Origin of the sequence: Buttiauxella cochleicola, assembly GCF_021283185.1 — a bacterium.
Taxonomy (GTDB): Bacteria; Pseudomonadota; Gammaproteobacteria; order Enterobacterales; family Enterobacteriaceae; genus Buttiauxella; species Buttiauxella massiliensis.
Map to the genome: position 1 here is coordinate 399382 of NZ_JAJSOS010000001.1, position 25817 is coordinate 425198.

The following is a 25817-nucleotide window of genomic DNA, read 5'->3' on the forward strand; positions in this document are numbered from 1 at the left end:
GTCGTAACCTAAAGAGAAAAGACAGCAGTGTCAATAGCTGCTCGGTCTTGCCGGATGGCGCTAACGCTTATCCGACCTACGCAAAACAGTTTTGTAGGGTGGATAAGCGCCAGCAACATCCACCGCAATCGTTAAATTTCAACAGGAAGTTATTGAGTGAAAATCAGATTCTCCGCAGTTATCGTTTTATGCCTGAGCAGCCTTGCTCACGCTGCCGACTGGCCACGCACCATCACCGACAGCCACGGCCCTCATACTTTTGAGCAGGCACCGCAGCGCATTGTCTCAACCAGCGTGACTCTCACCGGTTCACTGCTGGCAATTGATGCCCCGGTTGTGGCAAGCGGCGCGACAACCCCTGGCAATCGAATGGCTGACTCACAAGGTTTTCTACGCCAGTGGGGAGATGTCGCTAAACAACGTAACGTTCAGCGTTTATATATTGGCGAAGCCAGTGCTGAAGCCGTCGCGGCACAAATGCCTGATTTGATTTTGATTAGTGCCACTGGCGGTGATTCCGCCCTCGCCCTTTATGAGCAGCTCTCGGCAATTGCACCGACGCTGGTGATCAATTACGACGATAAAAGTTGGCAGCAATTGCTCACCCAGCTCGGTGATATTACTGGGCACGAAAAGCAAGCCACAGAAAGAATCTCAAGCTTTGATAAGCAGCTAAGCGAAGCCAAAATGCACATGAAGCTGCCGCCGCAACCGGTCACAGCGATGGTTTACACACCTGCGTCTCGTTCAGCGAATATTTGGACGTTAGATTCGGCACAGGGAAAATTGCTTGTGCAACTCGGTTTTACCTTATCGCCAATTCCTGCGGCTATTCATACCAGCCAGAGCATGGGTAAACGTCACGACATCGTGCAGCTTGGCGGTGAAAACCTTGCTACAGGTTTGAATGGCGAGAGCCTATTCTTGTTCGCAAGTGATGAGAAAGATGCCACTGCGCTGGCAAATAACCCGCTTCTTTCGCACCTGCCCGCCGTGCAGAAAAAACACGTTTACGCGCTGGGAACCGAGACTTTCCGTCTCGATTATTACAGTGCAACAAGAATCCTTGAGCACATGAGCACGTTGTTTGCCAGCAAGTGATTATTTAGCTGTTTCTGCCTCGGGTTGCGCCGGGGCGGCCTGGCGATAACGTCGCAACTGCACCAACACAATCGCCAGCACAACGCCGCATAATGTCAGTGCAAAGCCCCCGGAACTTGCCGCCGCCACAGGCGTCATTACAACCGTCATGCCACCTAAAATCGCAGCACCTATCGCATCACCCGTCACGTTCTGTGCTGTCCACAAACCATTGATTCGGCCTAACATCCCGTCCGGGGTAAGCGTCTGAATTAGCGTATATTGCAACAAAGAGCTAATCGCACTGAGATAACCAAACAGCGCCAGACACGCCAGCCCAAGTCCCCAAACCGGCATCAGGCTGAAAACGCCAATCGAGATAAACGACACAATTCCGGACGCCAGCATGATCATGCCTGGGCTCGCGTGATGGGCGATGCGCCCGCTGGTTAACGCGCCAATCGCGGCACCCAACGGAACGGCGGCATACATCAGGCCGATTTGTGCGGCACTCATTTGCCAGTGACCAGCCAGCGCGGGATACAACACGCGCACCGCACTTGCCATCGTCAGCAATGCGCCGACTAACGCAATGCCGCCAATAATCGGGTGGCCGACCAAAAAACGTAAGCCGTTAAATAAAGAGAGCAGCGGATTTTCACGCGCCTGCGGAGGCGGTGCCAGTTTTGGCAAACTCAGCAGCGGCAACAAAGTGATAAAGGTGCCAACGGATGCCAGCGCGTAGTTCCACACCACGCCGCCCGATGCCAGTAACAGCCCGCCAATCATCGGTGAAATCACCGAGCCAAGGCGCACGGTGAGCATGGTAATCGCACTCGCCTGCATCAAATTCTCACGCCCGACCAGCGCAGGAGTCGCGGCCAAAAGTGCCGTCACGCCGAGTGCGCCAAAGAACCCATCCCACACGCCAAGCAGGTAAATCGCCGCAAGCGAGGGTTCAGGTAATGCGGCGTTAATCGTCAGGCCAATAAAGCCGACGCCACAGGTAGAACGGGCCAGAAGAATCAGGCGGCGGCGCTCGTGGCGATCAGCCAGCACACCGCCCATCATCAGGCCGATAAACATCGCCGAACCGGTAAGCGTCACCGCGAGCCCCACTTGCAAGGAGGAGCCTGTCAGCATCTGGATTTGTACCGGCACCGCGACACCCAACAACCCCAACGACACAATGGAGATAAAACGGGCGAGGAAGACAGCGCGAAAAGCGGGATGACTCTTGAGTAAACTGAGATTAAGCAGCAAAGAATTGCGGTTCATTACATGGCCTTAAAGCGAATTTTTCTTTCCGGGTGCGAGGCGGCTCATGCTAACATAAACAAATAAGAGTGATAATGATAATAACTATCATTTAATTTTACATGATTTTTGTAGGGCTACGAAGTGAAGGATATACAACGTATGTCACGCTGGTTCATCCTGCTGAGTTTACTGTTTTTACTCGTTTTAATGGCAATACTCAGTTTGTTATTAGGTGCCAAATCCCTCCCTGCCGAAGTGGTTATCAATGCATTTAGCGGCCAATGCCAAAGTGCAGATTGCACTATCGTGCTCGACGCCCGCCTCCCCCGCACACTAGCTGGTATTCTTGCGGGCGGCGCACTGGGCCTTGCCGGTGCGTTGATGCAAACGCTGACCCGAAATCCCCTCGCTGACCCAGGCCTGCTTGGCGTCAATGCCGGGGCCAGTTTTGCCATTGTTTTGGGGGCGGCTGTGTGGAGTCTTTCATCGCCAATAGCATTACTCGGGTTGGCCTTTGCGGGCGCATTGTCTGCGGCACTGGTGGTGGCTTTTACCGGAAGCCAGGGCGGCGGGCAACTCAGCCCGGTACGGTTAACGCTGGCGGGCGTCGCGCTCGGTGCGGTACTCGAAGGCTTAAGCAACGGCATCGCGCTACTCAACCCGGTGGTCTATGACCAGTTGCGTTTCTGGCAGGCCGGAACATTGGATATTCGCACGCTCGAAACCCTAAAAATTATTGTATTGCCCGTGCTAGCGGGCTGCGTGATTGCGCTGTTTATCAGCCGTTCGCTTAATAGCCTGAGTATGGGCACCGACACCGCCACCGCGCTGGGCAGCAAAGTTGCACGCACTCAGTTGCTCGGTTTAATTGCCATCACTTTATTGTGTGGCAGCGCTACCGCCGCAGTCGGGCCAATTGCTTTTATTGGCCTGATGATGCCGCATCTGGCGCGTTGGCTGGTGGGAGCCGATCACCGTTGGTCGCTCCCCGTGACTCTTATTGCCACCCCAACTCTACTGCTGTTTGCCGATATTATTGGCCGCATGCTGGTTCCTGGAGAGCTGCGCGTTTCAGTAGTGAGCGCGTTTATTGGCGCACCGATGCTTATCTACTTAGTACGCCGCAGCCGCAAAGGAGCAGGATTATGAACCGCCCTTCTCCTCGTCTGGTCACCATCAGCCTGATTTTATTGCTACTCAGTATCACTCTGGGAATATGGAGCCTGGGAAGTGGCATATTACCGCTTTCGGTAAGCCAGGTGATTGACGCGCTATTGGGTTCCGCACCGCGCAATATCTCACTGGTGGTGGTCGAATGGCGCTTGCCACGCGTTGTCATGGCGCTGCTGATTGGTGCGGCTTTGGGCGTGAGCGGAGCCATCTTCCAGTCACTGATGCGTAACCCACTCGGCAGCCCGGACGTGATGGGCTTTAATACTGGCGCATGGAGCGGCGTGTTGGTTGCCATGGTGCTGTTCGGCCAGCATCAAACTGCGATTGCTACCTCAGCCATGGCCGGTGGCATCATTACTGCGCTGGTGGTCTGGTTGCTCGCGTGGCGAAACGGCATTGAAACTTTCCGTTTGATAATCATCGGTATTGGCGTGCGTGCCATGCTGGTAGCGTTCAATACCTGGCTATTGCTGCATGCCTCGCTTGAAACCGCCATTTCCGCAGGGCTGTGGAATGCCGGTTCCCTGAACGGTTTAACCTGGGGGAAAATCTTCCCGGCAGCACCTTTAATGTTACTGGCGCTAGTTGCTGGAGCATTGTTAGTGCGGCGCATGCGGTTGCTGGAAATGGGCGATGACAGCGCCTGCGCACTCGGCGTTTCGGTTGAACGCTCTCGCCTGTTGTTGATGCTAACTGGTGTGATACTCACTGCCGCAGCCACCGCATTAGCCGGGCCAATTTCGTTTATCGCACTTGTCGCACCACATATCGCCCGCCGTTTAAGCGGTACTTCACGCTGGGGTTTGCTGCAATCCGCATTATGCGGCGCAACGCTTTTACTCGCGGCAGACCTGTGCGCCCAACATCTGTTTATGCCATATCAATTACCGGTCGGCGTGGTCACGGTAAGCCTCGGCGGTATTTATCTTATTGCGTTGTTGATTCAGGAGTCCCGTAAGAAATGAGCCAGATTTCCACTCCATCGCGCCTGCATGGCGAAAAATTACGGCTTGGATATGGCAATCATGTGGTGGCCGACGGCCTGACCGTTGCCATTCCTGACGGGAAATTTACCGCGATTATCGGCCCCAATGGCTGCGGGAAATCCACGCTATTGCGCACGTTAAGCCGACTGATGAAACCGATGCACGGCCAGGTTTGGCTCGATGGCAATGAAATCCACCGTTTTGCGACCAAAGAAGTGGCGCGGCGCGTGGGTTTACTGGCGCAAAATTCCACAGCACCTGGTGATATTAGTGTGGCGGAGCTAGTGGCACGTGGCCGCTACCCGCACCAACCGATGTTTTCACGCTGGCGAGAAGAGGATAGCCAGGCGGTCGAGCGGGCATTAAAAGCGACCAACATTGAAGATTTAGCCGATCAACCCGTGGATACGCTTTCTGGCGGCCAGCGGCAACGAGCCTGGATTGCGATGGTGCTGGCGCAAGAAACCTCCATTTTGCTGCTTGACGAGCCGACCACCTGGCTTGATATCAGCCACCAAATTGATTTGCTGGAATTACTGCGCGATCTCAATCAAAAGCAAGGTTTTACGCTTGCCGCGGTGCTGCACGATTTGAACCAGGCCTGCCGTTACGCCACGCATTTAATCGCCTTGCGGGACGGTAAGATTGTGGCCGAAGGCGCACCGACCGAGATTGTCACACCCGAACTTATCGAAGCGATTTATGGCCTGCGCTGCATGATTATTGAAGATCCGGTAGCGCATACGCCGTTGGTGGTGCCGCTCGGGCGTGGATGAAAAAGAACTGATCAAAAAGTTTGCGTAGCGCCTCGCAAAGACGCACACTAGCACTGTGCAAGGGTGCGAAAATATATTCTACTGTCCACCTGATTAATCACATCGAACCAGCATCAGTACTAACGCTAAAGCACACAATCTCAACTTTGCTGATCATATATAGCCATTAGCATTCGAGTTGCAGGTAGGCGGCCAGGGAGCAAATCCCCAGGAGCTTACTGAAGTAAGTGACTGGGGTTTGTGAGTGCAGCCAACACCCCTGCGGCTTGAAGGATGATGGGTATAAACAATAAGGATTAAGTATGGTCCAGGCACAACGTAAACCCACCTCTGTCGGCGACGTGCTTCTTTATGAGTATCTCGAACCTACAGGTCTGCGAATTAACGATCTGGCGGAGATGCTTCAGGTTCATCGCAACACCGTCAGTAAGCTGCTAAATAACAACAGCAAACTGACAACCGATATGGCTTTCAGACTCGCGAAGGTGTTTGATACCTCTGTGGAATTTTGGCTCAATCTGCAAACGAATGTCGATATCTGGGAAATTCAGAACGACCCGCGGACTCAGGAAGAAATGAGTCGTATCGTGACGCTCAGAGAAATGCTGGAACGTAAAACCAGAGCAGCATAAGTAAAATGGCGGGTAACCTAAACTACCCGCCGCTTTTGTTTAATCTAACGCTAACACTCGCTGCAACACCGGCCCAATTTCCTCGAAAGCATTTGGGGAAATGATATCGACATGGGCGCAATCCAGGCGGTATACATCAAGTTCGCCAATCCATGGTGCCCAGGTTTTTTGCGGGTCCATCCCTTCTGGCAACGTTCGCTCGGCAACAAACAGCGTGGCTTTGCCGGCAAACGGCACACTTTGCGCCGTGGTAAGCAGGCGCACCGCATCGCCGTAGTTCCCTTCGATAGCCTGGAATAATGCATCCGACGTTTGCCCCTGCTGAGCGGCGACAAAAGCCGCACGTTCGCGGTTAATTTCATCAAGCACCGCCGGGTCGAGTTCGTTGGCACCTTTTTCAGCCCAGTTTTGCGTTTCCGGTGGCCAGGTATCTAACAGCCCTAAGAACGCCACCTTTTCACCTGCAGCTTCAAGATGCGCTGCAATCCCTTGTGCTAGTGTGCCGCCTAATGAATATCCCATCAGATAGTACGGGCCATGCGGCTGCAGTTGACGCAGAGTTTGCAGGTGCGCTTCGCACACCTGAGCCAGGTTTTCTGCCTGCTGCATCGGGCCATACGGGCGCGGAGACTGAATGCCAGTTATCGACCAGCGCGGGTCGAGATAGCGCTGCAATACGCTAAATTGCCAGGCAAAACCAGACGCCGGGTGGAAGCAATAGAGCGTTGGCCCGGTGCTTTTACGCAGCGGCAGCACGGCATCAAACCCTGCCCGATTCGCTTCTTCTTCACCGCAATCTTTCGCCAGCATTTGCGCAAGCTGGCCGACAGTCGACGCCACCATCACTTGCCCCACAGTTACTGGCCTTTCAAGCATACGGCGTAGTTGAGCCGCGAGGCGCATCGCCAGTAATGAATGGCCGCCGAGGGCAAAGAAATCGTCATCTATCGAGTGAATTTCGCATCCCAGCAAATGGGCAAAAGCGTCAGCAATGGTGATTTCTAAAGAAGATTCCGGTGCGCGCCCTGTGCCACGTATCGCCAGTTCCGGCAACGGCAGCGCTTTTCTGTCCAGTTTGCCATTCGCGCTCAATGGGAAATCATCAAGCTGAATGAGCGCGACCGGCACCATGTGCGCCGGGAGCACGTTGCTCAATTGTTTACGCAGAGTGTCGACGGGCAAAACCTCGCCTGAAGCCGAGACCAGATAGCCCACCAGTTGGCGGGCATCGCCACCGCTTGCGGCCTCTTTATTGAGCACGCAGGCGTGCGTCACTGCCTGCGCCACATCCGGCAGCGCCTGCAAAGCGCGGTCAATGTCGCCCAATTCAATGCGTTGCCCACGAATTTTTAACTGATCGTCACTGCGGCCAAGGTATTCCACCGCGCCATTATCAAGCCAACGCGCCACATCGCCGGCACGATACATGCGCTCGCCCGCAGCAAAAGGATCGGCAACAAAGCGGCTGGCAGTAAGATCCGGGCGGGATAAATAGCCCTGCGCCAGTTGGATCCCGGTAAGGTAAAGATCACCTGCGATCCCGACAGGAACCGGGCGCATTGCCGAGTCCAGAATTCGCAGCCCGGTATTCCACACCGGCCAGCCAATCGGCACGCTGCTACCAGATACTTGCGCTAATTCCTCACCAAATGCCGGATACCAGCTCACGTCGACCGCGGCTTCCGTTGGCCCATAAAGGTTATGCAGTGGCACGTGGATGAGCTGTTCCCAATGGCGGCAAAGTTCTGTTGGCAGTGCTTCGCCGCTACAGAATACGCGTTTTAAAGTTGCGCATTTCGCCACCGCGTCGGCATCGGTTAGTGCCGCAACAAACGCCGCTAACATTGATGGAACAAAGTGTGTAGTAGTCACTCGATAACGAGCAAAAAGCTGCTGCAACGCCTCCGGGTCGCGGTGCGCCTCTGGTGGAGCCATAACCAGCTGTGCGCCCACAATATTCGGCCAGAAGAACTCCCAAACGGACACATCAAAACTGCATGGCGTTTTCTGCAAAACCACATCGTCACCGTTTAACGGGTAGTGATTTTGCATCCACAACAGGCGGTTAACGATAGCCTGTTGCCCGACCATTACCCCTTTCGGGCGGCCCGTTGAACCGGATGTGAAGATCACATACGCGGTATGTTCCGGGCGAGAGAGATTGTGAGTCTGCGGCGGCTTAAACGCTGTCAGCACATTTTGATAGCAGAAGGTTTGCAGGCCATGAACAGCACTAAAACGTGGTAACTGCTCTTGAGAAGTGAGCAACAAACGCGGCGCGGCATCTTCAAGCATCATATGAAGTCGATCATCGGGATAGCCAGTATCGAGCGGCAGCCATGCTGCACCCACTTCAACAATCGCTTGCAGCGCCAGGGATAAAAAGACCGAGCGAGGGAGTGCCACGGCAACCACATCACCCGGTTTTACGCCACGTAACAGCAACTCACTCGCCAATGCCTGAACCTGTTCACGCATCTCGCGATAACTGAACTGGTGGTGTTCATCCGCCAGCGCCGGGGCATCTGGTGTGCGCTCCGCTTGCTGCGCAATAAGCTCGCTTAACGTTGTCGAAGGGACTGACTTTTGCGTGGCATTTACACTGTCCAGCAACGAGATTTCGGATTCATGCAACAGTTGGGCATCTACGCATCGTAATGCAGGATTGGCCGCAAACTGGCGCAAAAGAAGCGGCAAGCGCGCAATATGCTGCTGCAAAGTTTGCGCATCGTAACGCTCGGCATTTGCCAACATCTCAAGGGAGAAGTCACCTTGTTCGCTGATGTATAACGCAATTTCCAGGTCGCGCACCGGGCCTGAAGCCAGTTGATGCGTGATGCCTTCAATACCATTGAAATCAAGCCGGTAATCGAACATTTTCAGGTTTATTACTGGGCCATACAGCGGTTCGCCATTTGCGATCAGCCCCAAATCGCGCTGGATTTGTTCAGCATCGTAACGCTGGTAACGGCGTATACCTTTCAGTTCTTTGGCGAGGTTTGTCGCAAGGCTGGCGAGGGTGTAGTCGGATTCAATACGTACACCAAACGGCAATACATTCAGCACCGGGCCGGTGGCACAAAGTGCGGCGGAACCCATGCGGCGCATAAAGATAAAACCGGCGGAATACTCATTGCGGCCACTTAAGCGCCCGAGCCACAACGCCACCAGTCCTAACGCCATATCGGCGGCTGTCAGGTTTTGCAGGCGGGCGTTTTCAACCAGTGCATGAAAATCTGCCGACTCAAAACGTAGCGTCTGGCGAATCAGTTTTGTGCTAACCCCTTGGCCAGTAAGCGGTTTGGTTGACAGAGTGGCAGGTGGTGGCAACTGTTTAGCTTTGCTTATCCAGAATGCAGAATCACGCCGCCAGGCATCCGTTTTGCGGTAATGCTCGTATTCTTCAACCACTTCGCTAAACGGAGTAAATGGCGTGGGTTCAGGCGCTTGGTTTTGGCACAAGTCGCTATAAATATTGGCAATTCGGCGGGTAATAGCGGTGAAACTAAAGCCATCGACCACTAAATGATGAAAACGTTGATACCAGAACCAGCGTGTATTTGAGATTCGCAGCAGTTGATGATGGTAAAGCGGCTTACCGCTGGCAATGCGCAAATCCCCGTCGAGATCGTCGCGCATCATCGCTTGTGCGGTGGCGATCGGATCGATTTCATTGCGCAGATCAACGCAACAAGGGGCAACAAACGACGCGTTGGGGTCTATCCACTGCCGCGCTTCGCCGTCCACTTCGCTAAAGCGCATGCAAAGGGTATCGGCCTCTTTCATGCCTGCCACTATCGCCTGGCACAGTAACGCTTCGTTGAGTTCTCCATTTAGCTCAACATAGTGTGCCACGCTCCACATATTAGACTGTTGTGACAGCTGATCCGCCATCCAGATTCCGGGCTGCGCTGCTACAAGCGGCATAGTTTTTATCTGTTGTTCCAGTGCTGGCGTCATCATTAATTCACTCACCAATCACCTCTTCTTTTGCAAAGGAGGCGGGTTGAAGATCGCTCCAGTTGGCAAGCAGCCAGCGGTTGCATTCATCGTTTGATGCGGGTTTACAAGCCACCTGCCAGCCATCGGGCAATGCACAATGTTCCGGCCATAAGCTGAACTGTTGCTGCGCATTTTCAAGGATGAAAAAACGGCTCTGCAACGAGTCGAAAGGGTTACTGAATTCCATAGTTAACTCCGCTCTTTAAGGCGCTTTCCAAAGCCAGGCGAGACCGTCCAAAAGACCACCTCGCCAGCAAAGCGCATCGTGCCCACCATCAACCTGACGGTAGAAAACAGCTCGCTGTGTTTGTTGTAGTAAGGGGTAAATTCTTTGATTAACTTGATAAATGATAGGTTCTCTGACCCCTGCCTCAAGATAGATACGCAGCGGTTTTTCACACGCAAGCCCATCTTCCAGTTGCCGTATCAACTGCCCGCCTTGTTGGTTGTTTTCACGACGTGGCCACCAGTAAGAACCTGACTGGCTCAGCACACAGCCAAATTGTTCAGGCCAGTGAAGTGCGGCATAAAGCGAGGAAAGCCCGCCAAAGCTTTGCCCGGCGACTACTGTGGTTTTAGGGTTTTCATTCCAGCGGGTAACCGTACGCAGATGCGGCAGTAATTCTTCTTGTACTGCCAGCCAAAACTGCGCATTACAGGGCAGTTCATCACTGCGGGTGGCATTGTCGATGACATCAATCAACACATAAACGGCCGGAGGTAATACGCCAGCATCAGTTTGAGCCTGAAGTGCAGACCACACAGGCATCCCTTCAGCCCAGAATTGGCCGTCGAGCAAAATCGCCAACGGGCGCTGCTCTGGCTGGGCGTCACCGGTTGCAAAAATCCATACACTACGCTGGTTTTTCAGGCGCTCACTCAACCAGGAAATATGCTGAGGTGTGTGATACGGCGTGTCTGGTTTATCCCAACCGGCCTGCATTGGCGCATCAGGAAGATGGAGTGCTGACATCGGATGCCCTCGCCCACCGAGCCAGCTTTCAGGATTTAGCGGATCGGCAATCGCAAGTGGCAACAGTTTTCGCCAACCTTCTCGCAGCGCCATGCGCTCCGGCACGATGCCTTCAAAAGCCTCTGCCGGGAAATCATCTTCGCTGTTTGTTGGAATGAGGCAATAACTGCCGCGCCATGTAGCAGTTAGCTGCGTTTGCCATTGCCAGACATCAGTTCCGGCAATGCGTTCGAGCGTTTGCGGACGCGAGCGTTGATGGTGATCTGTCACGCCCGTGATGTAAATCCAGACTCGCTTTATCGGTGAGGTTTGCTCGCAACCCTGGGGGTCACGCCACAAAAAAGTCACCTCACACAAACCGTCATTTTCACAGGTAACGGCGGGGATCCCTTGCGCCATTTTTTCCTGCCACCAGCACTCACTTCCTGTCAGCAAATTCGTCACTCGAACATAACCTTATGAAATTATTGATAACGACCAATAATCTTGAAATATATTGATAATACTATTGATAATTATTTGCATTTGCAATAGCGTATTTCCGCGCTTTGGGCTACCAGCTTCCTGGTGCAAAAACAATTAATTGCCGGACTTGAACGCACGATTCCCTCATTTCGGGGCTGTTGCAGACAGTTTCGGTATCGCTTCGTAACATCCATGCTGTGCCCGATCCCTCTGGGAATGGAATGACACCGGGCGCAGCGGAAAAGCAGGCCGCCATAATGAATAAGAAAATTAACTATTCCCTCGCAATGCTAATCAATCTGGGAATATACGGTGTTGCAGCACCTGTCTTTGCGGCAGAGCAAGCGGCACCAGCAACGGCTCAGACCGCTGCTGCCAACAATGACGACACACAAAATCACGCTGAAGAAGACACTTTGGTTGTTACCGCCGCCGCGCAAAACTTGCAGGCACCAGGCGTTTCAACCATCACCGCTGAAGAGCTGAAAAAACGCCCACCAGCGCGTGATATTTCTGAAATCGTCCGCACTATGCCAGGCGTTAACCTGACCGGTAACTCCACCAGTGGCCAACGTGGCAACGGCCGCCAGATCGATATTCGGGGTATGGGCCCGGAAAACACCTTGATTCTTATCGATGGTAAACCGGTCACCAGCCGAAACTCGGTAAGACTTGGCTGGCGTGGCGAACGTGATACACGTGGTGATGCAAGCTGGGTACCACCTGAAATGGTCGAGCGTATCGAAGTCATTCGTGGCCCGGCCGCAGCGCGTTACGGTAACGGTGCGGCAGGTGGTGTAGTCAATATCATCACCAAAAAAGGCACCGGTGAATGGCATGGCACCTGGAACACCTATCTCAATGCCCCTGAGCACAAAGACGAAGGCTCTACTAAGCGCACCAACTTCAGCCTGAACGGCCCACTGGGCGGAGATTTCAGCTTCCGGCTGTACGGCAACCTCGATAAAACGCAAGCCGATGCCTGGGATATCAACCAGGGCCATCAGTCTGAACGTACCGGTATTTATGCCGACACCCTGCCAGCCGGGCGTGAAGGGGTAATTAACAAAGATATCAACGGCGTCGTGCGTTGGGACTTCGCACCAATGCAATCTCTGGAACTGGAAGCGGGTTACAGCCGCCAGGGCAACCTGTATTCCGGCGATACCCAGAACACCAATACCAACCAAATCGTGAAAGATAACTATGGCAAAGAGACTAACCGCCTCTACCGCCAGAGCTACTCCATGACCTGGAATGGTGGTTGGGACAGCGGCCTGACGACCAGCAACTGGGTGCAGTACGAACACACCCGCAACTCACGTATGCGTGAAGGTCTGGCCGGTGGCACCGAAGGGATTTTCTCCAGTGATAAATTCAGCGATATCGATCTGAGCGATGTGCTATTGCACAGCGAAGTGAATATCCCGATTGATTTCGTGTTTAACCAAAACCTGACGCTGGGTACCGAATGGAACCAGCAAAAGATGAAAGATTTGTCGTCAAACGGTCAAACCTTTATGGGCGGCCCAATTCCTGGGTCGAACAGCACCAACCGTAGCCCATATTCTCAGGCAGAGATCTTCTCACTGTTTGCTGAAGACAATATGGAGCTGACCGACAGCACTATGTTGACTCCGGGTCTGCGCTTTGATCATCACAGCATCGTGGGTAATAACTGGAGCCCATCTCTGAACCTGTCTCAAGGTTTGGGTGATGACTTCACCCTGAAAATGGGTATTGCTCAGGCGTATAAAGCACCGAGCCTGTATCAAACCAACCCGAACTACATCCTCTACAGCAAAGGCCAGGGTTGCTACGCAAGCGGGACCGGCGTGGGCTGCTATATGATGGGTAACGAAGACCTTAAAGCTGAAACCAGCGTCAACAAAGAGATCGGCCTTGAGTTCAAACGTGACGGCTGGCTGGCAGGTGTCACCTGGTTCCGCAATGATTATAAAGACAAAATCGAAGCGGGTTACGCACCAATCGGCCAGACTTCTTCTGGTAAAACCAAAACCGATATTTACCAGTGGGAAAACATTCCTAAAGCTCTGGTAGAAGGGCTGGAAGGCACGTTAAACGTACCGGTTTCCAATACAGTGAACTGGACAAATAACATCACTTACATGCTGGAAAGTAAGAATAAAGAGACCGGCGAGCGCCTGTCCGTTATTCCGGAATATACGTTAAACTCCACCCTGAGCTGGCAAATTCGCCAGGACATCTCTGTGCAATCGACCTTTACGTGGTACGGCAAACAACAGCCGAAGAAGTACAACTACAAAGGTTTGCCTGCAACGGGAACAGAAACCAACGAAGTTAGCCCTTATAGCATTGTTGGCCTGAGTGGGACCTGGGATGCCACGAAGAATGTCAGCCTGACTACGGGTATCGACAATGTCTTCGATGAACGCCACTGGCGCGCAGGTAATGCCCAGACAACGGGTGGCAATGCCGGTTACATGTACGGTGCAGGTGCCGAAACATATAACGAGTCCGGACGTACTTACTACGTGAGTGTGAATACCCATTTCTGATAGACCTCCGCTTACGCCATGCAGTCCCTCTCCTTTTTGGAGAGGGACTGCGATAATGGTCCTCATCCCAACCTTCTCCCCAAGGTAGAAGGAGAAAACATCTGATGAATACTCAGCTCACCCATTTCAGCCTCTGTGACACGACGCAAACTATCGTGCGGGTGGATTTTGACGCTGTCACTTTTCAACCCGATGACCTGCTGTTACTCCCGCATCACAAGCGTCTTGAAAATGCTGTCAGGCAACGCAAAGCCGAGCATCTCGCTGGCCGGATTGCTGCCAGAGAAGCGCTGCGTCTTCATGGAATAAACCATCATATTCCGGGCATTGGCCTGCACCGTGAACCTTGCTGGCCGCCAGGGTTTACCGGCAGCATGACTCACAGCGGCAATGTGGCGCTGGCAACAGTAATCGCTGACTCGGCGCAAATGCGTGTGGGAATTGGCATTGATTGTGCTGAAATTATTACGCCAGATGTCGCCGGGGAAATTTACCCTGGCATAATTGATAGCGCGGAAAGAGAAGTTTTGTGCTCGACCGCCCTCCCCTTTCATTACGCATTAACGCTGGCATTCTCTGCCAAAGAGAGTTTATTCAAAGCCTTGTTTCGCCACGTTGGGCGCTATTTTGATTTTTCAGCTGCATCCATAAGAAAAATAGATGACAAGCATCTTATTCTGACGCTCAATCATTCACTTGGGCCATTTAAAAAAGAAAGTAAATTCAAAGCGATATGGGAAAATCACGCTACGCAATTAATAACGCTAATACAGTTATAAACAGCATAAGATAAATCACTTGCGGCCTGGTAATAAGTGAATGTTATATTCGAAAGAACACAACACATCTACAACATCACTTATAACAAGGACTTCTTAATCTATGGAAAACTCGCTTTCTCTCGAATCATTCCTGACCTCTGTTCAACAACGTGACCCGCACCAGCCTGAATTTGCACAGGCAGTACGCGAAGTCATGACTACGCTCTGGCCGTTCCTGGAACAAAATCCGCAATACCGCCGTTTGGCACTTTTAGAGCGCCTTGTTGAACCAGAACGTGTGATTCAGTTCCGCGTCACCTGGGTTGATGACCAAAATCAGGTGCAGGTTAACCGCGCATGGCGCGTGCAATTTAGCTCGGCGATTGGGCCATTTAAAGGTGGGATGCGTTTCCACCCGTCAGTGAACCTCTCAATTCTGAAATTCCTCGGCTTTGAACAAACCTTCAAAAATGCGCTGACCACACTGCCAATGGGCGGCGGTAAAGGCGGTAGCGACTTTAACCCGAAAGGTAAAAGTGAAGGCGAGATCATGCGTTTTTGCCAGGCACTGATGACGGAACTGTATCGCCATCTCGGGCCGGATACCGATGTTCCAGCAGGCGATATTGGCGTTGGCGGACGTGAAGTTGGCTTTATGGCGGGGATGATGAAAAAACTCTCCAACAATACGGCCTGCGTGTTTACCGGCAAGGGATTGTCGTTCGGCGGCAGTCTTATTCGCCCGGAAGCGACCGGTTATGGCCTTATCTACTTCACCGATGCGATGCTCAAGCGTCATGGCCTGGGCTTTGAAGGAATGCGCGTTGCTGTTTCTGGTTCCGGTAACGTGGCGCAATACGCCATCGAAAAAGCATTATCTCTGGGTGCGCGCGTGGTTACTGCTTCTGACTCCAACGGTACCGTGGTTGATGAAGCTGGTTTCACTAGCGAAAAACTGGCGCGCCTGGCTGAAATTAAATCCAGCCGCGATGGGCGCGTGGCAGATTACGCCAAAGAGTTCGGTCTGAAGTACCTCGAAGGCCAGCAACCGTGGAGCGTACCGGTGGATATCGCTCTACCGTGCGCGACACAGAATGAACTGGATAGCGAAGCTGCTCGTGTGCTGATTGCCAATGGCGTGAAGGCCGTGGCTGAAGGTGCGAATATGCCGACCACCATTGAAGCTACCAATCTGTTCCTGGACGCGGGCGTGCTGTTCGCACCAGGTAAAGCGGCAAATGCGGGCGGTGTGGCAACTTCAGGTCTGGAGATGGCGCAAAACGCCGCTCGTATGGGATGGAAGGCCGAAAAAGTTGATGTTCGCCTGCATCACATCATGCTGGATATTCACGAAGCCTGTGTGAATTACGGTGGTGAAGATAAGCAAACACATTATGTTCGCGGCGCGAATATTGCGGGCTTTGTTAAGGTAGCCGATGCGATGTTAGGCCAGGGCGTTTTATAATACCCGTCATTCTTCAAGTTGCAGGGGTGTTGGCTGCACTCGCTCACCCCAGTCACTTACTTTAGTAAGCTCCTGGGGATGAACTCTTTTGCCGCCTACCTGCAACTCGAATTATTTAGGGTATTATTTTTTTATTTAAAACTAAACCCCAGGAACCACCTTAATATCTTCCATCCCAATCCCAATCTTGCGCGGTTCGTGGCCAAGAATATTGCCTTCATTAGATAACTGCGGCTGCGGTGGAATAATCTCCAGCAAATTACTGCGCTCCGGGTTATCAAAATGCAACGTCGTGGTACTTAACTCTTCGCCAAGCGTAAGTGTTTGCTGCTGGCTCCCGACTTTGACCGGCACCGGCTGACCGATATTCGGGCCAAACGCTTTAGCTGAAATCACCAGGTCAAATTTCTCGGGCAGCGGCTCGGCATATTCAATTTTCACTTCCGGTGCCAAATTCGCATTCGACCAACGCCCCCACTCTTCAGGGCGAGAAATCCCCGCATACTCTTTCACATTAAGTGGCGCCCCCGGCACATTGAAAATAAAGCTATCTGCCTGATAGCGGATGGCGTTTTCATCCACTTTCAGCAGCGCAACGTTCTGTTTAAAACGTGCTTTATCGATGTCCTGTTTGGCAAATTCAACGGCATGTTGTTCCTGCTGCTGTTCAATTAAGCGCACTGACGGTTGGCCGCCAACTTGCCCCTGAGCAACACACAGCCCGGTCGAAAGTGCCAGTTTAGGTTCCCATAAACGCGCCATTTTGAAGCAGCGGTCGGCCCAAATAAATTTGTCATTTTCTTTAAAGTCAGCAAGTTGATAGCGTAACGGCGCGGAATACTCGCTTTCAGGCAACGGCTCTATTTTTTTATCCAGAATACGCAGCAATAAAGGCATTTTGAAATGCGCGCCTGAATAGCTAAAGGTATTTTTCTTCTGGTCAATTTCATACTGGGTAATCGTTTTCGGGAAGTTCCACAGATCGATTACGTCCGGTTTCCACTCCATCACCTTTTCTTTGACGTTAAGAAATACCGATGCAATCGACTGCCCGGACAAACTACTGCGTCCAAGACCCAGGTAATTATCACCACCTAAAACATCTAAGACCGTTGCGCCGTTATCCAGCGTGCTGCGTTTAACTGGCACCAGATCGGCCTGCGGTTTATCACCGCGAATAATAAAGAACAGGTTATTGCGGTCATGCTGGTTGAGGTATTTGTACGCGGTGTTATTCATTGCCAAATGGTCGGAACTTACGACGATGACGGTATTTTTAAAATATGGTGATGCTTTTATCTTCTCGATAAGTGCAGCGACATGCTCCTGGCTGCAAGCCACGGCGCTGAAGGATTGGTTTTCTTTGCCGTCAAAGTTGTAGCTACGGCGCTTACAGGTTTTCGAGATAAAGCCGTCCGGGTGGTGCGTGTCGACGGTCAGCGTAAAAAGTGAGAAACGTTTATTTTTCTTCGACAGTTCAACATACTTTTCGTATACCTCGTCCAGCACAGTGTCGTCGTAGAAACCCCAGTTATTGCGGTATTCCGGGTCTGCGACCATACTTTTCAGCTCTTGCGCACCGTACATATGGTCGAAGCCATGGGACTGTAAAAAGATGTCTTTGCCCGCAAAGCGTAAGTCTGCGCCCTGCATAAAGTAGTTTTCATATCCCGAGGCTTTTAGAATATCGCCAAGGCAGATATTTTTTGGGAAAAAACTCGACATTGAAGCCGATGAATTCCCCTCAAATGGGGCAAATAAAGGAATACCACATTGCGAGGCGACCATTCCGGCAATAGTGTAATCGGTGCCGGGTAATTGCACCGTATGGCTGAAATCTATTGCTTCATCTTTAAGCCCGGTTAATTCCGGCGCTAAATCAGGGAAGAACTCTGGCTGTAAATACGTACGTTCCAGACTTTCACCGTAAATATAAACCAGGTTTAATTTAGGATCTTTAATATTCCCCTGCGGGGCTTTGTAATAAACATCGAAATCTGAATCACCGGAACGGGTCTGTGATTTCACCAATTCTGTGACCTGGCGAAATGCCGGCGAGGCATCGACAGAACCCATCGCTAACGCAAGCGCCAACAGGCTGTAGCCAAAATGGTGAGGGTAGTTTTTACGGCGGCGTAAAATCCAGGTCAAACCGCTGAAAACGGCCACCAGCGCGACAAACACCCCGACACCCGGCAGGATATACTTCCCAATCCCCGCCCCAGTCAGACTGCTGGTAAGGGTGTAAAGCACCGCATCGTTGATGCCATCGCCAGTGAAGTAGTTACTGGCAACAAAGGTCACGTTCAGGACAATATACAGTCCTAAAATCAGAAGGATAGCGCTAAACCACCAGGCGTTACGACCTGCTTTTACGGCGTAAACGGCAATAGCTGCGACAAACAACACAATTGAAAGCATTTCCGACAACGCCTGACCCTCGAAATAGATGCGCACAATGGCACAAAGCTGTGCTCAGAGATTACTGAGCGCTAAATCTAGCGTTGTTGTCACAGTCCTGCAATTTCCCTGACATGAAAATGTGCTCTATTTCGGAATTGTGCCCGCTGGGAATAAGGGTATTGCATTGATCGATAGTAAATAGCTATCAGAATCATCGTTAATACAACGGTTGAGTCGATTGACCAGTACTGCGTGCAAATGATTTAATCGCGCCGCTGTTATAATTTTTTAAAGTGGAATTGTAACGCGCAACATGAAGGCCACCCCGCAACGGGTGGCTTTTTTTATGTCTGCTATTTCGCTTGTAAGGTATTACTTATCAATTCGATACGGTCTACCCATTAGAGCCAAACGCGAATATTCGGTACCTTTCTCCCATCGCAAAACGGAGGAAGTACAGATGTCTTTAATTAATACAAAAATCAAACCATTCAAAAACAGCGCTTTTAAAAACGGTGAATTCATTGAAGTAACCGAGAAGGATGTAGAAGGCCGCTGGAGCGTTTTCTTCTTCTATCCAGCTGACTTTACTTTTGTATGCCCAACTGAACTGGGCGATGTTGCTGACCACTACGAAGAATTCCAGAAACTGGGCGTAGATATCTACTCTGTTTCCACTGACACCCATTTCACGCATAAAGCATGGCACAGCAGCTCTGACACCATCGCGAAAATCAAATATGCGATGATCGGCGACCCAACTGGCGCACTGACTCGTAACTTCGAAAACATGCGTGAAGATGAAGGCCTGGCGGATCGCGGTACCTTTATCGTGGACCCACAGGGCATCATTCAGGCTATCGAAGTGACTGCTGAAGGCATTGGCCGTGACGCCTCTGACCTGCTGCGTAAAGTGAAAGCGGCTCAATACGTTGCTTCTCACCCAGGTGAAGTTTGCCCGGCTAAATGGAAAGAAGGTGAAGCAACGCTTTCTCCATCTTTGGACCTCGTCGGTAAGATCTAAAAAATAATAAGACAATAAACACCTGCAATAACTAACTCAGCGGTGGGCAGCGCGCAAGCCTGCCCACCCTGGTTATTCTCGCCATCAGGGAGATTTACCCATGCTCGACAACAACATGAAAACCCAACTCAAGGCCTACCTTGAGCGCTTAACCAAACCTGTTGAGTTGATTGCCACGCTGGACGACAGTGCAAAATCGACCGAGATAAAGGAACTGTTGGCAGAAATTGCTGAGCTATCTGACAAAGTTTCTTTGAGTATTAATAACGATTTGCCGGTGCGCAAACCGTCATTTTTGATCACCAACCCAGGTTCCGATAAAGGCCCACGCTTTGCGGGTTCCCCACTCGGCCACGAATTTACTTCTCTGGTTTTGGCTTTGCTGCAAACCGGAGGACATCCGTCGAAAGAATCACAGGATTTGCTTGAGCAGATCCGTGAAATCGACGGCGATTTCCATTTTGAAACCTATTACTCGCTTTCGTGCCACAACTGCCCGGACGTGGTGCAGGCGCTGAACCTGATGGCGGTGCTGAACCCGCGTATCAGCCACACCGCGATTGACGGTGGCGTTTACCAGAATGAGATTCAGGATCGCAACGTAATGGGTGTTCCTGCGGTATTCCTGAATGGTAAAGAGTTCGGCCAGGGGCGAATGACACTGGCTGAAATCGTCAGCAAAATTGATACCGGCGCTGAAAAACGTGCGGCCGAAGCGCTGAACAAACGCGAAGCTTACGATGTGTTGATCGTCGGTAGCGGCCCGGCAGGTGCGGCGGCAGCAGTTTACTCCGCACGTAAAGGCATTCGCACCGGCCTGATGGGCGAGCGTTTTGGCGGCCAGGTTTTGGATACTGTGGATATCGAAAACTACATTTCCGTGCCGAAAACCGAAGGTCAGAAACTGGCTGGCGCACTGAAAGCTCACGTTGATGATTACGACGTGGATGTTATCGATACGCAAAGTGCCAGCAAGTTAATCCCGGCGAAGACTGAAGGCGGTCTGCATCAGATTCAAACTGCGTCTGGCGCGACACTTAGTGCACGCAGCATCATCATTGCAACAGGTGCAAAGTGGCGCAATATGAACGTGCCGGGCGAAGAACAGTACCGCACCAAAGGCGTGACTTATTGCCCGCACTGCGACGGCCCGCTGTTTAAAGGTAAACGCGTGGCGGTGATTGGCGGCGGCAACTCCGGGGTGGAAGCAGCGATTGATCTGGCGGGTATCGTTGAACACGTCACGCTGCTGGAGTTTGCCCCAGAAATGAAAGCCGATCAGGTATTGCAGAACAAAGTTCGCAGTCTTAAAAACGTCGACATCATTTTGAATGCTCAAACACTGGAAGTGAAAGGCGACGGCACGAAAGTTACTGGTTTGCAGTATAAAGACCGCGTTACTGAAAGCGTGCATGAAATTGAGCTGGCAGGTATTTTCGTACAAATCGGCCTGTTGCCCAATACCAACTGGCTGGAAGGCAGCGTTGAGCGCAACCGCATGGGTGAAATCATTATTGATGCGAAGTGCGAAACTACCGTTAAAGGTGTGTTTGCTGCGGGTGACTGTACTACCGTGCCTTATAAACAAATTATTATTGCTACCGGTGAAGGTGCAAAAGCCTCGCTGAGCGCATTTGATTATTTGATTCGCACCCCTATCGATAATTAAAAATCATTGCTTACCTGCATATCAAAAAGCGGCTTCGGCCGCTTTTTTTCATTCTTTAAATGAATTAAATGCTTCACAACATTCATTAACTAAATGAAATAAATAACTTTTTCTATCTACCCCTCATTTTACATTAAGTGCCATTGACATATTTCAGCTCATTGCTCAAATATCCATAAAATAACCAATGTTTTATATTAAAAAGTTCAATGAGAATAATATGAACAAGAAATGGATTTTTGTGGTTTGTACGGCAAGTATCGTCGTTGGAGTTATGTTAACCGCACTCACCGGCTGGGGTTTAAAAAAGACCTCAGAAACAGAATTTTGCCTCTCATGTCATACCATGCAAGCCCCCTACGAAGAGTATCAGGGGTCGGTTCATTTTATGAATCAAAAGGGTATTCGCGCCGAGTGTAAAGACTGCCATATTCCGGAAGGTGGGCTCGATTACCTCGTGACTAAGCTTCGCGCCAGCAAGGACGTTTATCACCAATTTATCACCAACAAAATTGATACCCCTGAGCAATACGAAGCCCATCGCCTTGAGTTGGCGCAAAGCGTATGGAGCCAGATGAAAAGCAACAACTCTGCCACCTGTCGTTCCTGCCACAGCATGGAAGCGATGGATCTGCAAAAACAGAGTAGCGATGCGCAAAAAATGCATGCTTTGGCGGTGAAAGAGAACCAAACATGTATTGATTGCCACAAAGGTATCGCCCACTTCCCGCCTGAAGTCACCGTTGATAGCAAAGCGTTGGATGCAATGATGGCTGAAGCCGTTAAAACCCCAGTCGATGCCCCAGAGCGCTTTGCCGTAACCCCAACGCCGTTGGGCACATTGGGCACTGTCTATCCAGCGACAAAAATGAAAGTTTTGCGCCAAATAGATGATGGGCAAGAAGTTGAGATTACTGGCAGCCAAATGCAGGGTGCAGAGCAGGTTCTCTACCTTGCAACAGGCCAAAGGCTGGTTATTGCCTCTCTTACCCCCGAAGGAATGCAAGCGCTTAAGCCACTGGGTGAATGGGAAAAAGACAGTTATGGCAATGTCTGGCGGGACGTTAGCCTGCAAGGTCCAGTCACAGAGCACTCGTTGGCAAGCCGCGAACCTCTTTGGCGCTATGCAAAATCCCTCGACACCGCTTACTGCTCCGGTTGCCACGCACCTATAGCCGCAGACCACTACACCCTCAACGCCTGGCCTTCTATTGCTAAAGGAATGGGGTCCCGCACAGATATCAGTGATGACGATCTGGACATTCTTACGCGTTGGTTCCAGTACCACGCTAAAGATGCTGCCCGGTAAGCCGTACGTCATAGCCATGTTCATTTAAGGAGAGAATGATGAAGTTAACACGACGTAGTTTTTTGAAAACGGCAGGCGGTACGGCTGGCGCCATGGTGGTGTCCTCAGCAATCCCGCTTCCTGCATGGGCTGAAACACCTGCAGGTACAATACTCACCGCTGCTCGCTGGGGAGCAATTGAAGTTGAAGTGAAAGATGGGAAGATAGTCTCTTCGAAAGGCGTTCTGGCTAAAACCATCGAGAACTCACTACAGAGCAGCGCACCTGATCAGGCTCATACAGCCTGTAGAATTAAGTACCCTATGGTACGTAAAAGTTATCTCGCAGCACCAGGAACAGCAGATGGAAAACGCGGTAAAGATGAGTTTGTCCGCGTTTCCTGGGATGACGCGCTAAAGCTCATTCACGAACAGCATGCTCGTATTCGTACCACTCATGGCCCGGCATCTATCTTTGCGGGCTCTTATGGCTGGCGCTCCAGCGGAGTGCTGCATAAAGCACAAACATTATTACAACGTTATATGAGTATGGCTGGCGGTTATGTTGGTCACACTGGAGATTATTCCACAGGTGCTGCACAAGTGATTCTGCCGCACGTTGTCGGTTCCGTTGAGGTTTACGAACAGCAAACCGTCTGGCCCATGATCCTTAAAAATAGCCAGGTCGTTGTTCTGTGGGGAATGAACCCGCTAAATACGCTGAAAATCGCCTGGAGCAGTACCGATGAACAAGGCCTGGAATATTTCAATCAGTTGAAAGCTTCCGGCAAAACGGTGATTGCCATCGATCCTATGCGTTCAGAAACCATCGGTTTCTTTGGTGATAAAGTTCAGTGGATTGATCCCAACATAGGTACTGACGTTGCACTGATGATGGGGATCGCCCATACGCTGGTTGAAGCAAACCTGCACGATAAGGCCTTTATTGAGAAATACACCACCGGATACGCGGAATTTGAGTCCTATCTTCTTGGTGTTGCTGACAAAACACCTAAAAACGCCGCCTGGGCTGAAAAAATTTGCGGGGTTCCTGCTAAACAAATCACGCTGCTTGCCGAGATATTCGCCAAAAATAAAACCATGCTTATGGCTGGATGGGGTATCCAGCGTCAGCAGTATGGCGAACAGCGCCACTGGATGCTGGTGACGCTCGCAGCAATGCTTGGGCAAATTGGCAGTGATGGTGGTGGTTTCGGCTTCTCCTATCACTATTCAAATGGTGGTAACCCAACGCGTAGTGGCGGCGTATTAACGGCAATTTCTGCAACCGTTGCAGGCAATTCTTCCGCCGGTAATGACTGGGCTACATCCGATGCTGTCACTAATATTCCAGTGGCTCGTATTGTCGAAGCACTGGAGAACCCAGGCGTTAAATACCAACACAACGGTAAGGAACAAACCTTCCCTGATATCAAAATGATCTGGTGGGCAGGCGGCGGTAACTTCACCCATCACCAGGACACTAACAGGCTCATTGCTGCCTGGCAGAAGCCAGAGCTGGTGGTGATTTCTGAATGCTACTGGACAGCTGCAGCAAAACACGCAGATATCGTGCTACCGATAACGACCTCCTTTGAACGCAACGATCTGACCATGACCGGCGACTATAGCAACCAGCACCTGGTGCCGATGAAGCAGGCCATAGCACCACAATTTGAAGCGCGTAATGACTTTGACGTATTTGCCGATCTGGCAGAACTACTCAAAGCTGGAGGAAAAGCTGTTTACACCGAAGGGAAAGATGAAATGGCCTGGCTGCGCGAGTTCTACGATGCCGCGCAGAAAGGAGCCCGGGCACAACGCGTCAATATGCCGCAGTTCTCTGCTTTCTGGCAGGCAAACAAGCTTATCGAAATGCGTAAAAACCCGAAAAATGAAACCTTCGTACGCTATGCGGATTTCCGCAAAGACCCGGTGATGAACCCACTAGGTACACCGAGCGGAAAAATAGAGATCCACTCAAAAACTATCGAAGAATTTGGCTATAAAGATTGCCCGGCACACCCGACCTGGCTTGAACCAGATGAATGGGCAGGCAACGCTCAACCGGGCCAGCTGCAACTTTTAACCGCGCATCCGGCTCACCGTCTGCATAGCCAGCTTAATTATGCCGAACTGCGTAAAAAGTATGCCGTGGCGAACCGTGAACCCATCTATATCCATTCTGATGATGCAGCAAAATGCGGTGTTAAAAACGGGGATACGGTTCGCGTGTGGAACGATCGTGGTCAGGTTTTAGCGGGAGTTGTGGTTACTGATGGGATCAAACCCGGAGTGGTTTGCATTCACGAAGGCGCCTGGCCGGATCTTGATCCAGCAACCGGTATTTGCAAGAACGGTAGCGCTAACGTGCTGACCAAAGATATTCCAACATCACGCCTGGCAAATGGCTGCTCTGCAAATACGTCGCTGGTGAAAATAGAGAAGTATTCAGGAGCAGAGCTAACACTTAGTGCATTTACGCCTCCTGTCGGAGCGTAACATAAAACAGTAAACCCCTTCGGTAATAGCCTTAGGGGTTTATTTCCACTTACGTGTCCTTGCGACCCAGGCTTGCTAATAATCCTTCGGAAGATGCCGAATCGCTACCAGTTTCCCACGCTTAATCTCAATGTAATCACCACGACGTAATTCCCCAAGAATCGCCATAATCGTGCTGCGCGCCAGTTGCGTACGTTCCTGAATAAAATCTGCTGCATTAATGTCACGGCGTACATCAGCAGGTTGCAAATCCAGTTCAAGCAATTTATTGCGAATCATCACATACGCCGTAACGCCTACCAGATGCTCATCACGCAAAGAGTACATCTGTAAAAACCAGGCAAGAATGCCAGAAACTGACTCCCACAATTGCAGTCGGGTAAAGAGTTCAAATGCTTGCTCAGCCGGGATAACTCGCGCTTCACAGGGCTCTTCTACTTTCAAAAACCAGCCGCCACGAGGCCGCAAACATTCAGCAATGCCATAAATCATCTCACCTCTCACCGATGACAGGACTAAGCCATCAGTTGCACGAACAGCTGTAAAATGCCCTTCATTGAATAGATACAGGTATTTTTCGTGCTGAAAAACTGCGTGCACTTCATCATTAGGCTGAAATGAACGTACCGTCCCAAGCGTGGAAAGCGCTTCCTTGAGAGCATATATCTCAGCTACAGGCCTGTGTGGATAAAGAGAGGACAGCCCTGATTCACTGTTTTGATCATTTACGGTGGTCATGAGTTAACCTTTTTATATTCCTCGCACCACAATCATAGCTGATAAAAAAAGCGGCTTGCGCCGCTTTCTATATAACAAACT

Annotated in this window: 18 protein-coding genes; 12 read left to right on the top strand and 6 right to left on the bottom strand. The window is 51.2% G+C overall.

Annotation, left to right across the window (positions count from 1 at the left end; all coding sequences use genetic code 11):
* Positions 1-156 precede the first annotated feature (156 nt).
* Positions 157-1101 (top strand): Fe2+-enterobactin ABC transporter substrate-binding protein, encoded by a 945-nt coding sequence (fepB, locus tag LVQ76_RS01830; protein WP_232920838.1) that lies wholly within the window; start codon positions 157-159, stop codon positions 1099-1101.
* Here the strand turns inward: fepB and entS are convergent, their stop codons facing one another.
* Positions 1102-2358: an enterobactin transporter EntS gene (gene entS / locus LVQ76_RS01835; RefSeq protein ID WP_232920839.1), complete on the bottom strand. Its 1257-nt coding sequence runs from the start codon at positions 2356-2358 to the stop codon at positions 1102-1104. It lies immediately after the preceding gene.
* Between the two features lie 141 nt (positions 2359-2499).
* On the opposite strand from entS, the gene fepD reads away from it, so the two are divergent.
* From fepD to LVQ76_RS01855, 4 genes are all read left to right on the top strand, one after another.
* Positions 2500-3489: a Fe(3+)-siderophore ABC transporter permease gene (fepD, locus tag LVQ76_RS01840; protein WP_232904117.1), complete on the top strand. Its 990-nt coding sequence runs from the start codon at positions 2500-2502 to the stop codon at positions 3487-3489.
* Positions 3486-4478 carry an iron-enterobactin ABC transporter permease gene (gene fepG, locus LVQ76_RS01845; RefSeq protein ID WP_232920840.1) on the top strand — a complete coding sequence of 331 codons (993 nt, stop codon included), beginning with the start codon at positions 3486-3488 and terminating at the stop codon, positions 4476-4478. Before fepD ends, fepG begins: the two co-directional genes overlap by 4 nt.
* Positions 4475-5275 (top strand): iron-enterobactin ABC transporter ATP-binding protein, encoded by an 801-nt coding sequence (fepC, locus tag LVQ76_RS01850; protein ID WP_232904119.1) that lies wholly within the window; start codon positions 4475-4477, stop codon positions 5273-5275. The genes fepG and fepC overlap by 4 nt, the downstream gene beginning before the upstream one ends.
* A gap of 302 nt (positions 5276-5577) precedes the next feature.
* Positions 5578-5907, top strand: coding sequence for a HigA family addiction module antitoxin (locus LVQ76_RS01855; protein ID WP_232864178.1), 330 nt, complete (start codon positions 5578-5580; stop codon positions 5905-5907).
* A gap of 39 nt (positions 5908-5946) precedes the next feature.
* Here the strand turns inward: LVQ76_RS01855 and LVQ76_RS01860 are convergent, their stop codons facing one another.
* From LVQ76_RS01860 to fes, 3 genes are read right to left on the bottom strand one after another with little or no spacing between them, the layout of a single operon-like run.
* Positions 5947-9834, bottom strand: a complete 3888-nt coding sequence (locus tag LVQ76_RS01860) for an enterobactin synthase subunit F (RefSeq protein ID WP_370640056.1) — start codon at positions 9832-9834, stop codon at positions 5947-5949.
* Positions 9835-9874: 40 nt separating this feature from the next.
* Positions 9875-10096, bottom strand: coding sequence for an MbtH family protein (locus tag LVQ76_RS01865; RefSeq protein WP_232920841.1), 222 nt, complete (start codon positions 10094-10096; stop codon positions 9875-9877).
* A 15-nt stretch (positions 10097-10111) separates the two neighbouring features.
* The gene (gene fes / locus LVQ76_RS01870; protein WP_370640050.1) at positions 10112-11326 is read right to left on the bottom strand and encodes an enterochelin esterase; all 1215 of its coding nucleotides are present in this window, start codon (positions 11324-11326) and stop codon (positions 10112-10114) included.
* Positions 11327-11604: 278 nt separating this feature from the next.
* On the opposite strand from fes, the gene LVQ76_RS01875 reads away from it, so the two are divergent.
* The 3 genes from LVQ76_RS01875 to gdhA all read left to right on the top strand — a co-directional run bounded on the left by LVQ76_RS01875 (position 11605) and on the right by gdhA (position 16113).
* Positions 11605-13887 carry a TonB-dependent siderophore receptor gene (locus LVQ76_RS01875; protein ID WP_232904122.1) on the top strand — a complete coding sequence of 761 codons (2283 nt, stop codon included), beginning with the start codon at positions 11605-11607 and terminating at the stop codon, positions 13885-13887.
* Between the two features lie 104 nt (positions 13888-13991).
* Positions 13992-14666: an enterobactin synthase subunit EntD gene (entD, locus tag LVQ76_RS01880; RefSeq protein WP_232920842.1), complete on the top strand. Its 675-nt coding sequence runs from the start codon at positions 13992-13994 to the stop codon at positions 14664-14666.
* Between the two features lie 103 nt (positions 14667-14769).
* Positions 14770-16113: an NADP-specific glutamate dehydrogenase gene (gene gdhA, locus LVQ76_RS01885; protein WP_232864173.1), complete on the top strand. Its 1344-nt coding sequence runs from the start codon at positions 14770-14772 to the stop codon at positions 16111-16113.
* 141 nt (positions 16114-16254) lie between these two features.
* Here the strand turns inward: gdhA and opgB are convergent, their stop codons facing one another.
* Positions 16255-18534 carry a phosphatidylglycerol--membrane-oligosaccharide glycerophosphotransferase gene (opgB, locus tag LVQ76_RS01890; RefSeq protein WP_232904125.1) on the bottom strand — a complete coding sequence of 760 codons (2280 nt, stop codon included), beginning with the start codon at positions 18532-18534 and terminating at the stop codon, positions 16255-16257.
* Between the two features lie 442 nt (positions 18535-18976).
* On the opposite strand from opgB, the gene ahpC reads away from it, so the two are divergent.
* The 4 genes from ahpC to LVQ76_RS01910 all read left to right on the top strand — a co-directional run bounded on the left by ahpC (position 18977) and on the right by LVQ76_RS01910 (position 24998).
* The gene (gene ahpC / locus LVQ76_RS01895; RefSeq protein ID WP_151994812.1) at positions 18977-19540 is read left to right on the top strand and encodes an alkyl hydroperoxide reductase subunit C; all 564 of its coding nucleotides are present in this window, start codon (positions 18977-18979) and stop codon (positions 19538-19540) included.
* Between the two features lie 100 nt (positions 19541-19640).
* Positions 19641-21209, top strand: a complete 1569-nt coding sequence (gene ahpF, locus LVQ76_RS01900) for an alkyl hydroperoxide reductase subunit F (protein ID WP_232904126.1) — start codon at positions 19641-19643, stop codon at positions 21207-21209.
* 220 nt (positions 21210-21429) lie between these two features.
* Positions 21430-22518: a NapC/NirT family cytochrome c gene (locus LVQ76_RS01905; protein WP_255680970.1), complete on the top strand. Its 1089-nt coding sequence runs from the start codon at positions 21430-21432 to the stop codon at positions 22516-22518.
* Positions 22519-22556: 38 nt separating this feature from the next.
* A complete protein-coding gene (locus LVQ76_RS01910) occupies positions 22557-24998 on the top strand; it encodes a trimethylamine-N-oxide reductase 2 (protein WP_232920916.1) in 2442 nt (813 codons plus the stop codon).
* 75 nt (positions 24999-25073) lie between these two features.
* On the opposite strand, the gene LVQ76_RS01915 is transcribed toward LVQ76_RS01910, so the two are convergent.
* A complete protein-coding gene (locus LVQ76_RS01915; RefSeq protein ID WP_232920843.1) occupies positions 25074-25736 on the bottom strand; it encodes a helix-turn-helix domain-containing protein in 663 nt (220 codons plus the stop codon).
* Between the last annotated feature and the right edge of the window lie 81 nt (positions 25737-25817).